The organism is Prosthecodimorpha hirschii, assembly GCF_001305515.1.
Classification (GTDB): Bacteria; Pseudomonadota; Alphaproteobacteria; order Rhizobiales; family Ancalomicrobiaceae; genus Prosthecodimorpha; species Prosthecodimorpha hirschii.
In genome coordinates, this window is sequence record NZ_LJYW01000001.1 from 2,987,666 (window position 1) to 3,001,251 (window position 13,586).

Consider the following 13,586-nt stretch of genomic DNA (forward strand, 5'->3'; position numbering starts at 1 on the left):
TACTGGCGACATTTCTCGCAAAAATGAGCATTTATTCTATTGATATCCATTAGACAGATCGCGATAAAAAAGAATACCGGCTCGTAAACTGTGGCATAGATCACGGACCGAAATCAGCGTGAATCGCGCGAGATCTCCAGGCTCAGCTAACTGATATCAAGATCATGCACAACGACATAGAATATAATCTTTCGACTGTCGAAATGAAGACATGGTCCGGCAGGCGGAGGGATGATGCCGTGAGAAGTGATGTATATGAGGTTCAATTGGACCGCAAAATGGCTTCAGATTTGAATTTGTATTCCACCAAGGCTGAAAAGGCCGCGAGCCTGCTGCGCGCCTTTGGGCGCATCCGGGATCAGTATTCTTTGGATTTTGACGATATAGCAATCCTGCTTGCATGCGGTCGCATTAATTTCGGTTCTCGCAGGCATCCGATATCCTATGCCCAGGCCGCCAATGTCTCTTCCCTGGCCGATTACGTTGGAATTCCACGGGAAACCGTGCGGCGCCGGCTCCGGATCCTTGCGTCCAAGCAGCTGGTGGCTCGTGTCGCCCATGGCTACATCGTGAGCGAACTGGCCGCCTGGTCTAGCCTCACCGGCGAGTCGTAACTCTGCCGTTGCCCAGACCAGCATGCCCCGAAAGCGCGGCGCGGCTGCAGCAGATCGGAAGCTCGACGCCTTTGCCTTCCGGTTTGCGGCACGCATTCTTTGGGGCGCTCCGAGGAACGGGATGCGATGTGGATCACGGGTTTTCGTCGGTCGGCTCTCTTCTCCATCAGTATTCCTACTGCTGCATTTTTTGCATTCAGTTGCATTGCCAGGACGGTCTCCGTCGGCGAGCCGCCCGGGGGGCTTGAATCCCTGGAAATTGTCGATCACAACGATTTGGTATGAAAAATATCAGCTACACCCCGATCCACGGCAACCAGTGCGGATCGGACAGGGGCTGATGCGCACATTGGATCGAAGACGGGCAGGTAGTCGGCGGGATTCGAGCGATCGTCGTGTGTGCGACATCTGCGACGTATGCGAGCAAGTCCCTCGGCCCCGCTACTTATTGGATTCAAATCCAGGCATATAATAAGATTATCGACAATTAAAGTTATAAGAAAGCGCATACTACCATGAATACCGTATTGCCAGTTTGTTTCCGCTCCGTTAATTGGTGATATTTAGGCTCAATAATGGGCACTTGAAATATTGATCCTTTGCCTAAAACAATGCGATAACGCTCCATATGGGCAAAGGGCATTGGAACCGGGTAGATGATATCCATATGGTGAATCTGACTCCACTTTTGTTCTCGCTCAATAGTCGAGCTTAACTTGAAATGCCGAAGGCATTTCAAGTGCCGGGTCGTGGGTAGAAATTCCAGGCGGGGGTGCAGATGCAACGCGAACTTCCAGAAGAATCCTTGATACCAAGGCCGGGACACCCGGTTTCCTCTGAGATCAACCGGTATTCCGTACGTGCGGAAAAGGCCGGGGAGATGATCAAGAACTTCGGGAAGATCCGCCAGCAGTATGATCTCGACTTCGACGATGTCGCTATTTTGCTCGCCTGCGGCCGGATCAATTTCGGTTCCAGGAAGTACCAATTCTCCTACGTACAGGCTGCGAATGTTTCTTCGATCGCCGACTATATCGCGATGCCGCGCGAGACCGTCCGGCGCCGGTTGCAGATCCTCGACACGAAGCGACTGATGGCGCGGGTCGCGCATGGATATATCGTCAGCGACCTTGCTGCTTGGTCGTGTCTGACGGGTAATTCCTGACGCGGTCGGCATCGCGTCCCCGGGCTCCCGTCCATTCGGGGGCCCCACGACGAGCGGACAAGGGCTGCGTCGGGGCGACGAGCCGTGGCCCGCACAGCGAGGATATCGGGGGCGGTCGATGACTGCCCGACGGTGGCGCGGCAATTGCTTTCTTGCCCGCCAGGCGTCCCGGATCGCGGAACGGTGTTGCGAATTGGCGCCGAACGGTCGTCCGAACACTCGGATCCTTGGATCAAGCAATCCGTGTTTCGGATTGACGGGGCGGATCTTCTATCCGGCGTGTCGGTCCGCCTGAGGCATCAGATATGAGAGGAGCTGGTCATGGCGATCAGAATCCTGGTTGTGGTAGCCGACCCGCGGACACGCATGTTGTTTTCGACATTCTGTCGCGAGAACAATTATACCGTGGATTGGGCGGCTACTGCGCTGGATGCATGGGCGAAATGCCTGGCCTGCTCTCCTGACATCCTGGTTCTCGATTTGGACAGCGTTGACACGGTCGATTCCGAGCTGGTCTGGCACGTCTGCGGTCTCTGCAACGTACTGCTTCTGAAAGGATCGCGGCCGCTGCGGAGCCCCGCGCGGATCGGCGACCCTCCGGCCAAGGCAACCATCGGGAAGCCGGTGCGGGTCGAGGACCTCGTCGCCGCCGTTCAGACGATCCGGAGCGATCAGTCCGAGTATCGCGCGTCCCTGAGCAAAAGCGGTATCGTCCGGTTCGGGCGTTATGCATTCCATCACGCAACGCGAAAACTCGTCTCGGAGGACCGTTCCGTCTATCTGACGAATATGCAAACGGTCCTTCTCGAATACTTTCTGTCCAGGCGCGGCGTCCACCTGTCGCGCGATCAGATCGCAAAAGCACTGTATGGTAATATCCAAAACGTTAATGTGCGATCCGTCGACGTGCTGATCAGCCGCCTCAGGACGGTCCTCGGACAACAGCGCGGCGGCGATCGATTCATCCGGAGCATTCGCGGCATCGGCTATGTGTTCGTCGCGGACCCGATGGACGCGGTCAATGTGGGCCTGGATATCGAGCCGCCGGCCAAGGGCCGCAAGCCGCTCTTCGAGGCGGATGCTCATTAGATCAGGCATCCAAATCCTTTTTGTGCTTCGAGCCGGTGCCGTCCCATCCTGGTACGAGGCCGGCCTCGCGGCTCAGGCGCAGCCAGGAGGGCGCCGCGCCATCGGCTCGGCTTCGTCGACCAAAATCACCATGGTGGTCTGGGATCGGCGGCCGCCGGGGCCGGCGCTCTGCCGGCTGCGGCCAGGGCGGCAACGCCATTCCTCGGCCCGTCAGGCGGAGGTCCGGCCATCATCCTGCCGAACGGACACTGCGGGCCCCGGGGGTCCCAGGCGGCGGCCCGCTGCGACCATCGAAGGCCCTTCGTTTGACCGCGCCTCCGGCCACCGCCTGGCCGCCGCACGAAGGCTGACGCCAAGGCCGCCATTGACGCACGCCGGCGCCGCGCCGCGCAGCCCGACGACCACGGCCGTCCTAGAGCCGCCAATGGCTGCAGAGCCGCTCGAGGAAGGCAGCCTCGCGTTGATCGAGCCGCTCCGTGACATCGCCCTCGGCATCGAGAAGGCTGACCGATGTCGCGAAGGGCTCGTTGGCATCGTGGCCCATCAGCCGCTCCCGGCGCTCGACGGCGGTCTCCCGGATGGTCGCCAGGCTGCGACGCCGGCGGACCAGAACCAGGTTGCCCAAGCCGTTCAGAATGTCCTTGTCGGAGCGCGCGCCGACGGTCAAAGCGCGCCCGGTCGCCGGAGTTCGCCGGGTGGCGAACTTGTCGACATGCAGATCCTCGGGGGCCGGAAGACTGGTCGCACCGGACAGCAGGAGCTCAAGCCGCAGCATGATCGGCAGCTGCGCGCGCGTTGCAGAGATGGCGGGCGAATAGAGCAGCCCGCGCAGTTCCTGGCGCTCGGCATCGTTCAGATCCAGCGGCGACCCGTCCTGCAGGATATTCTCACCGGCCGCCAGCGCATCGACGATCTTGCCGAATCGGGCGAGCCGCGATCCCGTATAGTCTCTTCGCAGAAGCAGGTAGAAGCAGAGCCGCTCGAGCTTTTCCAGAAACTCGATGTGCAGCGCCTGTTCTGTACAATTGTTCAGGATGCGAAGGGCCGGACCGACCCATTCGTTGAAATCGAACGATCGAAGGACGAACAGACTTCCCGAGTCCCACTCCGAGGACACCTTCGGGTTGATCAGATAGTCGTAGATGGATGCATACGGGATCAGGATGTCGGCGACGAAAGCCTCGCGCCCGATGCCGTTGGGCACGATCGATTGGAAATCGGTCAGGATGGATTTCACCCGGCGGCCGGTATGGGCGAACAGGGTGTGGTGGAGCAGGGATTCGAAACCGGAGCGTCCGAGGGCGCCTTCGATCCGTTCCCATTCGCATGCCATCGCCTCGGCCTGCTCGTCCGGCAGGCTGGACACGATCTCCGCTTTGATCAGATCCGACGTCGACAGGTTGAGGCCGCGGCTGTTGATGACCGAGAATATCCGATAGGCCGTCGAGCGATCGGCCGCGGTGATGACCACGAAATAGCATCGCTCGACGACGAACATCGTCAGGCGTTGCCGCCGCTTCGGCGACAGTGCCTGAAGGGCTTTGCGCATGAAGACGAGATTGCGCAGGATGTTGTCGTCGCCGGCGGGTTCCGCATGGTCGTCCGGGACCGTGCGGGTGGCCCCGGGGGCCTGGACGAATGCGGCGAAGAAATCGTTGTCGCGCGGCCTCAGCGTCAGGCGGAACCGGTCGGACGTGCCGACCAGCGGGTTGCCGCGCGCATGGACGAGATCGTGCAGGGCAGCGGCCGTGGCCTGATCGGTTTCGATGTCTCGCAGTAACGAAATGAGCATCGTCAGCGTGGTCAATCGCTGTTGCCCGTCGATCACGTCGGCCTCGGGCGCGTTGGGCATCCTGACCAGGATGACGCTGCCGAAGAAGTATGGACGCATCGCGTCGACTGGACATTCCGGATCGTATTCGTCGATTTCGGTAAAAAGATCGTCCAGCAAGTCGCCCGCCTGCTCGGTCGACCACGAATAGGCTCTTTGAAAATTGGGGATGCAGAAGACATATTCTTCAGACATCATTTTCCGCAGCGGAAGCTCGCGGGCGTGCAGGGATGGCATCATGTGGTTCTGATCTTCTTGTGAAATTCTTCGGATAATCACTTGGCAGATACCACATAGGTTTCCGACCGGAAGGACATCACGGGCGACTTAACCTAAAACGGGCACCGAGGCTGACTGCGGTGCCGCTTCCGCTGGCAAAGTCCCGTTAAGGTAACGCAACTGTGTCGTCAGGATACCCCGCGCGTGCCCCGCCCGGGCGGGGCGGCAGAGGGAAGGTCTGCCTTCGTTCGGTGCCGACCGCACACGCCATCGTCAGGTGGCGGGTCGTCGTCGGGGACGGCCTCCGACTGTCTCGGCTGCGGGCGCTGCCGGGATGCTCGCAGGCCGTCGTCGTGGGATTCGGGACCGGCATCGGTCCGAATCGCCTACGATGGCCTTGCCGGACGATGAGGCCGCAGGTTCGAACGTGTCCGCCTTCGGGCGCGCGATGGTCATCGGAACTCTTGGAGCCGTCGGGACTGCCGATAGGAGAAGTCTTTCGCAATGATCGTCGAGCGCAAATTGACGGCCGAAGAACTAGCCGAGATCCTCAGGGTACCGCTCGAGGCCGCCCGTGCGGTGGCGATTCGGAACGAGTGGCGTTTCGAGCGCGATCGGAGGGGCCGGTTGCGGATTTCCGTTCCGGACCAGTTCCTGAAGGCGCAGGCGGCCGCCCCGCGGCCGCAGGGGCGGCGCGCGGCGCCCTCCGAAATGCCGGCGTCGCCGAAACGGAAGGCAGCGTCGGCTCCCGTGGCGGCAGCGGAGGCGACGGCGGCACGCCCGGCCGCGAAGGCCCGGCCTTCAAACCATCGCAGCCCGCCGGCCGCGGCAACGGCTCCAAAGGCCGAGACCGATTCGCGTCCCCCGCAACGCCGCGCCGAATCCGGCGCCGGTGCCGGCGCGCGCGAGGCGACCGAGGCGGTGCCGCCGCCGTCCAAGGAGGCGGGTCGGCAGGACGCATTCTCGCTGCAGGTTCGGGTCTCCAGCCTGGAGAGCCAGATCGAGACCCTGCTGAAGCTCGCGCTGCTGGAACGCCAGCGCGCCGAAGAGGCGATCGCCGAACGCAATCATTGGCGCGATCTTGCCGAGCGTCTGATCGAGGCTCTGCCGGACAGCAGTTCCTGGCTGCGGCGCTGGCTGCACTGATCCGATCGCCGGCCGCAGGACCGGCCCCCATCGGCAGGCATCGTCGGCAGGCATGGTTGGAAGGTATCGTCGGCCGCCGTCGCGACCGGCCGGCACCTTCGCGACCTGCAGCGCCTAACCGCGCCGGGTGCGAAGGTCCCGCGGCGCCGACGCATCGATCCGTTGCCGGTCCGCAAGGCACGGTCGCCATGAGGCTGCAACGGGAAACGCCCCGGCATGCGGCGTCGGACGCGGATGCGGGATTTCGTTCCCCGCCAGTGCCGGCCGGATCACCGAGGCCGTCCGCCCGGTTCCTTGCCGGACCGGCCGAACAGGGACGTAACCAGCCAGGTCGTGCCGAGGATGCCGGCTGAGACAACCGCCCAGACCGTGAAGAGGGCGACGCCGCCAAAGCCCTGCAGCAGGTCGATGAGCCAGGTCGGCGATGTCGGCTCGACCGGGAAGCCCGGCACCTCGTCGCCGAAGCTCCAGCGCGCGACGCCGAAGACGATGCGCGTCATCGCCCAGGCCCCGAAGACCAGGAAGGACCAGAAGGCTACGCCGATCCAGGCGGCAGTCCAGGCGAGCGGGCGCATGGCGTCGTCTCCAGTTCGTGCCAGTCTCCTCCGGCGAGTGCCGGGTCCGGTCCCGCCTCCGACGCCAGGCCGATGTCGGCACGGCCTCCCCGCTGCGGCGGGGCCGGGGCGATGCCGGCGTCCGGCTGAGATCGGTTGTCCGGCGGCGCGGTTCAAGAGCCGGCACGCCGAAGCCGTTCGTATGTCGGGCCTTTTGCGGCATCCGGCGCGGCGCCGGACCCGCCGCGACAGGTCGATGACGCAAAGTGGCCGGATCGACCAGGGACGGGTGGGGCGTCAGGGTCGGCGCATGCGGGAGCCCGGCCAGACCGGCGGTGCGACGCGGGCGAACTGTGCCGGGCGCTCGATTTCGCTGCCGAGCCGTTCGGCGGCGTGCCAGCCCCAGCGCGGATCGTCGAGGATGGCCCGGGCGAGCGCGATCTGGTCGGCCTCAACGCGCTGCAGGATGGCTTCGGCCTCGACCGGATCGACGATCATGCCGACCGCCTGGGTGACGATCCCGGTCTCCTGCTTCACGCGGGCCGCGAAGGGCACCTGGTAGTTCGGGCCGACCGGGATGCGGATTTTCGGCGTGATGCCGCCGGAGGAGACGCAAACATAGTCGAGCCCCTCGGCTTTGAGCCGAGCCGCCAGGCGGACGGCGTCTTCGGGGGTCAGTCCGCCCTCCGCCCAGTCCGTTCCGGTGATCCGGGCGCCCACGGCGAGATCCGGGACGGCCGCGCGCACCGCCCGGGCCACCGCAAGCGGAAAGGCCGCGCGCCGGTCGAAATCGCCGCCGAAGGCGTCGTCGCGCCGGTTGGCGAGCGGCGACAACACCGAATGCATCAGGTAGCCATGCGCCATGTGCAATTCGATCAGGTCGAAGCCGATCCGGCGCGCGCGCAGGGCGGCGGCCACGAAGGCGCGCTCGATGCGTTCGAAATCGGCCGCTTCGAGAAGGCCGGGCACCGGCCAGCCGTCGTCGAAGGGCAGGGCCGAGGGGCCGAAGGTCGGCCAGGCGTCCTCGGCCGGCGGCAGCGCGCGACCGCCCTCCCAGGGCCGCTGCGACGAGCCCTTGCGGCCCGAATGGCCGAGCTGCACGCCCCATTTTGTTCCGGGCACCGCATAGGCCCGCGCGGCCGCCATCACCGGCGCCAGGGCCCGCTCGGCGGCGTCGGAATAGAGCCCGAGGCAGCCATGGGTGATCCGGCCGCGCCGTTCGACCGCGGTCGCCTCCAGGATCACCAGGCCGGCGCCGGACATGCCGAGCATCGGCAGATAGGTGCGGTGCCAGTCGCCGGCGCAGCCGTCCTCGGCCGAATACTGGCACATCGGCGAGACGACGATACGGTTCGGCACGGTCACGGGACCGACGGCAAGCGGCGAGAACAGGATCGACATGGCGGCTCCGGGAAAGGGCAAGTCCGCCGCAGCGGACCCGCTCCGGATGCCCGCGTCAAGTCAACCCAGCCGCGCGGCGTGTTTCTTGTCTGCCGGACCATGGACGGGGCATGATGGCAGAATGCCCGCCGACGATCTCCCGACACTTTTGACGATGCCGTCCCGTCCGGAAGAGACGCGTCTGGTGCTGCGCGGCGTCAAGCGCCACCTGCGCCGGCTCGGGCTGGCCTGCGTGGAGGAGTTGCCGCTGGCCTCCGGCCGCCGGGCCGATGTGGTCGCGCTCGGCGACGACGGCAGCATCCGGATCGTCGAGGTCAAATCCTCCGTCGAGGATTTCCGGGTCGACCAGAAATGGCCCTTCTACCGGCTGCATTCCGACCGGCTCTATTTCGCGACCAGTCCGCGGGTGCCGCTCGACATCTTCCCGGAGGATTGCGGCCTGATCGTCGCCGACGCCTTCGGGGCGGAGATCCTGCGCGAGGCGCCCGAACACCGGCTCGCCGCCGCGACCCGCAAGGCCATGACCATCCGCTTCGCCCGCGCCGCGGCCTTGCGCCTTCACGGTGCGGTCGATCCGGAGACCTTCGAGATTTGACAGTCTATAGCGGCACTATATTGCCGCTCTCAAATGTTGCTTCACATCACGGCAGGACAGAATTATTGCGTTGCAGCGAGAATTGACAGCCCGGCACGCCGTTCAATACTCTCCCGTCAACTGAATCCTTTGGAAAGGAACGCAGATGGCCGGTGTTTCTCGGGTGCGTTGGATCGCGATGCTTGCGGCATTCGGCATCGCGTCGACAGCCTGCATCGCGGCGCAACCGGCTTCGGCGGCGGGCGCCGACGGTACCTATGGCTGCGCCGACGTGACCGGGATCGCGCTCGGTCTTCTGTCCATTTCGGGCAGCAGCTATACGTGGACGAAGACGGACACCGGCTTCCGCCCGCAGCAGGCCAACGAAAACGGTTCGGGCACCGTGCGTTTCGACGGAAATTATTTCGTTCCGGTCACGGGTCCGATGGCCCGCTGGAACGTGACCGGCGCGGTTGCCACGAATGGGATCAATATCAACAACAACGGCGGCAACCTGATGGGCTGCCGCCGACGTTGATCTCCGACTGCCATTCTGCCGCCCGTGCTTGCGGTTCGGCACCCGACCGGACCGGCGGCATTGCGCCGGTGTTGCAGCGCAGAAGGCCTGATGTCAGGCGATGCGCGTGCGCGACGGGCTCGGCAGCTTGGCGGCGCGGTTGGCGAGCGCCCGGGCGGAGCTGGTGCGCTCGGCGAGACCTTCAAAGAAGATCTTGGGATCACGAACGAAAATCTCGGTCGCGACGGCCACGAGGCCACCGAAGGCAACGGCGAGGGCGAGATATTCGAGGAAGTGCGGACCGATCATGGCGGGTCTCCGTGCAGCAGCGAACTCTGTTGCAACGCAATATAGAGAAGACCCAACCTGACATCAAGGTATCTGGCATGCCAGATACCGCCGAGCGGCCATGCCGCAATTGCATGACCGATGTCCCCGCCCCGGCGCAGGCGCGAGGGACGCAAACCCCCGTTGCGCCAGGCCCAGGAACGCATATGGGAGCCGCCCGGGCAGGGCCGCTCCCATGAAACCATCGATGCCGGACTTCGCCGCCGTCCCGTGCGCGGTGCGCGCGCCGGGTCACTCCGCCGCGCTGGAGACCGATCCGGACGCCGCCTTGGTCTCCTCGACATCGTCGATGTCCTTGAGCTCCTCGAGCCGCGGCATGGAGACGATATTGTAGCCGGAATCCACGAAATGCACCTCGCCGGTCACGCCGGAGGAGAGGCTCGACAGCAGGTACAGGGCCGTGCCGCCGACCTCGTCGATCGAGACGGTGCGTCCGAGCGGCGAGTTGCGCTTCTGGAAATTGAACATCAGCCTGGCGTCGGCGATGCCGGCCCCCGCCAGCGTCCGGACCGGACCGGCCGAGATGGCGTTGACGCGGATGTCGTCGAGGCCGAAATCCATGGCCAGATAGCGCACCGAGGATTCCAGCGCCGCCTTGGCGACGCCCATCACGTTGTAGTTGGGCATGACCCGGGTCGAGCCGCCATAGGTCAAGGTGACCATGGAGCCGCCGGGATTCATGATCGCGGCCGCGCGCTTGGCGATCTCCGTGAAGGAGAAGCAGGAGATCACCATGGTGCGCACGAAATTCTCGCGCGTGGTATCGGCGTAGCGGCCCTTGAGCTCGCTCTTGTCCGAGAACGCGATGGCATGGACCAGGAAATCCAGCCGGCCCCAGCGCTCCTTGATGGTCTCGAAGACCCGATCCACCGAGGCGACATCCTCGACATCGCAGGGGATCAGGAAATCGGAGCCGAGCGAGGCCGCGAGCGGCTTGACCCGCCGGCCGAAGGCCTCACCCTGGTAGGTGAAGCCGAGTTCCGCGCCGGAATCGGCCAGCTTCTTGGCGATCCCCCAGGCAATGGAGTGGTCGTTCGCGACGCCCATCACCAGCCCGCGCTTGCCATGCATCAGTCCGCTCATGCGGGTCCCTGCTTCATCGGCCCGTCTGCCGCTCGTCGCTGGGACGAGGCGCAGGTGGGGGTAGCCGTAGCGATCGGTCCACATGCGATCCGGTACGTTCGAGGGTTCGAACCGGATCGCACAGTCTCTTGAAAACCTTATGACACGGCCGGCACAGGGCGCGCCAGCCGTCGCGTTCAGCGGTCGTGCCGCTGGAACACCAGCGTGGCATTCGTGCCGCCGAAGCCGAAGGAATTGGACAGCACGGTCTCCAGTTCCACGTCGTCGACCCGCTGGCGCAGGATCGGCATGTCGGCGAAATCGGGATCGAGTTCCTCGATGTTCGCCGATTCGGCCATGAAGCCGTTCTGCATCATCAGCAGCGAATAGATCGCCTCCTGCACGCCGGCCGCGCCGAGCGAATGGCCGGTCAGCGACTTGGTCGCCGAGATCGGCGGCACGTCCTTGCCGAACACGGCCCGGATCGCCTCGATCTCCTTGGCATCGCCGACCGGCGTCGCCGTGGCGTGCGGGTTGATGTAGTCGACCTTGCCCTTCACGGTCGCCAGCGCCTGGCGCATGCAGCGCATCGCGCCCTCGCCGGACGGGGCGACCATGTCGTAGCCGTCCGAGGTCGCGCCGTAACCGGTCAATTCGGCATAGATGCGGGCGCCGCGCGCCTTGGCATGCTCGAGCTCCTCGAGCACCAGCACGCCCGCGCCGCCGGCGATGACGAAGCCGTCGCGGTTCTTGTCGTAGGCCCGGGAGGCCGTCGCCGGCGTGTCGTTGTACTTCGACGACATCGCCCCCATGGCGTCGAACAGGACCGACAGCGACCAGTCGAGTTCCTCGCAGCCGCCGGCGAACATCACGTCCTGCTTGCCGAGGATGATCTGCTCGGCCGAGTTGCCGATGCAGTGGCTCGACGTGGCGCAGGCCGACGAGATCGAATAGTTGACGCCCTTGATCTTGAACCAGGTGGCAAGGGTCGCCGACGCGGTCGACGACATCGCCTTCGGCACCGCGAAGGGCCCGACGCGCTTCGGACCCTTGGTCCGGGCGATGTCGCAGGCCTCCAGCAGGGTGCGGGTCGACGGGCCGCCGGATCCCATGATGATGCCGGTGCGCTCGTTGGAGATGTCGCTCTCCTCGAGCCCGGAATCGCGGATCGCCTGATCCATGGCGACATGGTTCCAGGCGGTGCCGCCACCGTGGAAACGCATGGCGCGGCGATCGATCAGGCCCTCGGGATCGAGCGTCGGGGCGCCCTGCACCTGCGACCGGAAGCCGATCTCGGCGTGTTTCTCGGCGCGCGTGATGCCCGATCGGGCCTCGCGCAGCGAGGCAATGACTTCCTGGGTGTTGTTGCCGATGGAGGATACGATCCCCATCCCGGTCACGACCACTCGCCTCATCTGGGCCTCGATTCTCGTCTCGTTCTCATTGCCGGGCGCAATCGCTATCGGATGGACCGGCGCCTCAACGCCGGTGCCGGCAGCCTGTCCGGATCGGGCCGCCGGTCTTGAGGTCCCGGGCAATCAGGCCTGGAACAGCCCCACCTTCAGATCCTTCGCCGCATAGATCTCCTGGCCGTCGGCCTTGACCCAGCCGTCGGCGATGCCCAGCACCAGCCTGCCGCGCATCACGCGCTTGAACTCGATGCCGTATTCGACCAGCTTCACGCCCGGCTGGATCTGCCCGGTGAATTTCACCTCGCCGACACCCAGGGCCCGCCCGCGTCCCGGCGACCCGAGCCAGCCGAGATAGAAGCCGACCAACTGCCACAGCGCATCGAGGCCGAGGCAGCCCGGCATGACGGGGTCGCCCTGGAAGTGGCACGAGAAGAACCAGAGATCGGGCCGGATGTCGAATTCGGCGCGGATAAATCCCTTGCCGTTCTCGCCGCCCGTCTCGGAAATCTGCGTGATGCGGTCGAACATCAACATCGGAGGCAGCGGCAGCTGGGCATTGCCCGGGCCGAACAACTCTCCGCGCCCGCAGGCGAGCAGATCTTCATAAGCAAAGCTGGAGCGGCGCTCGTCCATGGGGTTCCGTATCGCCCTTTCGTGTTCTGCGGCACAGCCCGGAACTCCGGACCGTCGGGCTTGGCACCCTTCGACCGCCCATGCGGCTCCAGCCCCCGAAGAGGCCGGGACTATGACCGCGGCGCCTTCTAACATAGGGATCGGGGCTCCGAAAGATCAGAGGCAGCCGAACCGGCGTCGTAACGGAAGGCATATGAGGACTATTCCGGGCATGCGGCGGGTTGCCCTGCTTGCGAATGGTTCCTATTATTGTCCGGACGAGCCTCGACGGCTTGCGACACCGGAGACGCGCTGGTGGTTCGATCGAGGCGAGCGGATCCCGTTCCGCTGCCGTAACCGAACCATGAACCTTTTGACCGTAGGAGTGACGTCCGGCATTCTCCGAAGGCATCCAAGATCGAGGACGGCGATGGAAGCGAGGTCAGTGACCCTTTATGCCCAGCGCGAGCCGGACCCGGCCGGGTCCGCCCGCGACGGCGAGGCGCGCCCGACCTGCGTCACCGCGATGATGCGTCGCGCCGGCCTCAGGCCGACCCGCCAGCGTCTCGCCCTCGCCTCGCTTCTGTTCGGCCGCGGCCACCGCCACGTCTCCGCGGAAGCGCTGCATGAGGAAGCCATCCTGGCGCGGGTGCCGGTCTCGCTGGCGACCATCTACAACACGCTGCACCAGTTCACCGAAGTCGGCCTGCTGCGCGAACTGGCCGTCGACGGATCGAAGTCCTATTTCGACACCAATGTCGGCGACCATCACCACTTCTTCGTCGAGGGCGACAATGCCATGCTCGACATCCCGGCCAGTTCGGTCGAGATCGGCAAGCTGCCGACGGTTCCGGACGGCATGGAGATCGTCCGGGTCGATGTGGTGGTCCGCCTGCGCCGCAAGGATTGACCGACGGGCGCCGTCGGCAAGGATCGCAAACCGGTGCCGACACCGCCCGTAGGCGGCACCGTGCGGGCGGCGGCGCCGGATTGCCGCGATTTCGGCGTCTTGCAGGCCTTTGCCTGCCGGGCCGCGGGTGTT

14 protein-coding genes are annotated in these 13,586 nt (G+C 64.9%); 7 read left to right on the forward strand and 7 right to left on the reverse strand.

From position 1 onward, the window contains the following. Positions 1 to 164 precede the first annotated feature (164 nt). From ABB55_RS29735 to ABB55_RS13015, 3 genes are all read left to right on the forward strand, one after another. Positions 165 to 614: a helix-turn-helix domain-containing protein gene (locus ABB55_RS29735; protein WP_152982032.1), complete on the forward strand. Its 450-nt coding sequence runs from the start codon at positions 165 to 167 to the stop codon at positions 612 to 614. 778 nt (positions 615 to 1,392) lie between these two features. Further along, a complete protein-coding gene (locus tag ABB55_RS13010; protein ID WP_140940112.1) occupies positions 1,393 to 1,779 on the forward strand; it encodes a hypothetical protein in 387 nt (128 codons plus the stop codon). Positions 1,780 to 2,100: 321 nt separating this feature from the next. Then, positions 2,101 to 2,868 (forward strand): response regulator transcription factor, encoded by a 768-nt coding sequence (locus tag ABB55_RS13015; protein ID WP_083463582.1) that lies wholly within the window; start codon positions 2,101 to 2,103, stop codon positions 2,866 to 2,868. A 412-nt stretch (positions 2,869 to 3,280) separates the two neighbouring features. On the opposite strand, the gene ABB55_RS13020 is transcribed toward ABB55_RS13015, so the two are convergent. Then, positions 3,281 to 4,894, reverse strand: a complete 1,614-nt coding sequence (locus tag ABB55_RS13020; protein WP_054359190.1) for a DUF262 domain-containing protein — start codon at positions 4,892 to 4,894, stop codon at positions 3,281 to 3,283. A 528-nt stretch (positions 4,895 to 5,422) separates the two neighbouring features. On the opposite strand from ABB55_RS13020, the gene ABB55_RS13025 reads away from it, so the two are divergent. After that, on the forward strand, positions 5,423 to 6,064 hold the full coding sequence (locus tag ABB55_RS13025; RefSeq protein WP_054359191.1) for a hypothetical protein: 642 nt from the start codon (positions 5,423 to 5,425) through the stop codon (positions 6,062 to 6,064). 269 nt (positions 6,065 to 6,333) lie between these two features. Here ABB55_RS13025 and ABB55_RS13030 read toward each other — a convergent pair whose 3' ends face one another. Together ABB55_RS13030 and ABB55_RS13035 are read right to left on the reverse strand one after the other, a co-directional pair. Beyond that, positions 6,334 to 6,639: a hypothetical protein gene (locus tag ABB55_RS13030; protein ID WP_054359192.1), complete on the reverse strand. Its 306-nt coding sequence runs from the start codon at positions 6,637 to 6,639 to the stop codon at positions 6,334 to 6,336. Between the two features lie 276 nt (positions 6,640 to 6,915). Beyond that, positions 6,916 to 8,019, reverse strand: a complete 1,104-nt coding sequence (locus ABB55_RS13035) for an NADH:flavin oxidoreductase/NADH oxidase (RefSeq protein ID WP_054359193.1) — start codon at positions 8,017 to 8,019, stop codon at positions 6,916 to 6,918. 154 nt (positions 8,020 to 8,173) lie between these two features. Between ABB55_RS13035 and ABB55_RS13040 the strand changes: the two genes are divergently transcribed. Together ABB55_RS13040 and ABB55_RS13045 are read left to right on the forward strand one after the other, a co-directional pair. Beyond that, positions 8,174 to 8,614, forward strand: a complete 441-nt coding sequence (locus tag ABB55_RS13040) for an MmcB family DNA repair protein (protein ID WP_054362031.1) — start codon at positions 8,174 to 8,176, stop codon at positions 8,612 to 8,614. 145 nt (positions 8,615 to 8,759) lie between these two features. Beyond that, on the forward strand, positions 8,760 to 9,131 hold the full coding sequence (locus tag ABB55_RS13045) for a hypothetical protein (RefSeq protein WP_152982033.1): 372 nt from the start codon (positions 8,760 to 8,762) through the stop codon (positions 9,129 to 9,131). Between the two features lie 93 nt (positions 9,132 to 9,224). Here ABB55_RS13045 and ABB55_RS13050 read toward each other — a convergent pair whose 3' ends face one another. The 4 genes from ABB55_RS13050 to fabA form a co-directional block, all read right to left on the reverse strand. Further along, positions 9,225 to 9,419: a hypothetical protein gene (locus ABB55_RS13050; protein ID WP_054359195.1), complete on the reverse strand. Its 195-nt coding sequence runs from the start codon at positions 9,417 to 9,419 to the stop codon at positions 9,225 to 9,227. Positions 9,420 to 9,689: 270 nt separating this feature from the next. Then, positions 9,690 to 10,541 carry an enoyl-ACP reductase FabI gene (fabI, locus tag ABB55_RS13055; protein WP_054359196.1) on the reverse strand — a complete coding sequence of 284 codons (852 nt, stop codon included), beginning with the start codon at positions 10,539 to 10,541 and terminating at the stop codon, positions 9,690 to 9,692. A 176-nt stretch (positions 10,542 to 10,717) separates the two neighbouring features. Continuing rightward, positions 10,718 to 11,935, reverse strand: a complete 1,218-nt coding sequence (fabB, locus tag ABB55_RS13060; protein ID WP_054359197.1) for a beta-ketoacyl-ACP synthase I — start codon at positions 11,933 to 11,935, stop codon at positions 10,718 to 10,720. 123 nt (positions 11,936 to 12,058) lie between these two features. Then, positions 12,059 to 12,565, reverse strand: a complete 507-nt coding sequence (gene fabA, locus ABB55_RS13065) for a 3-hydroxyacyl-[acyl-carrier-protein] dehydratase FabA (protein ID WP_054359198.1) — start codon at positions 12,563 to 12,565, stop codon at positions 12,059 to 12,061. Between the two features lie 505 nt (positions 12,566 to 13,070). Here fabA and irrA point away from each other — a divergent pair. Then, positions 13,071 to 13,454 carry an iron response transcriptional regulator IrrA gene (irrA, locus tag ABB55_RS13070; protein WP_054362032.1) on the forward strand — a complete coding sequence of 128 codons (384 nt, stop codon included), beginning with the start codon at positions 13,071 to 13,073 and terminating at the stop codon, positions 13,452 to 13,454. The last annotated feature ends 132 nt before the right edge of the window (positions 13,455 to 13,586 follow it).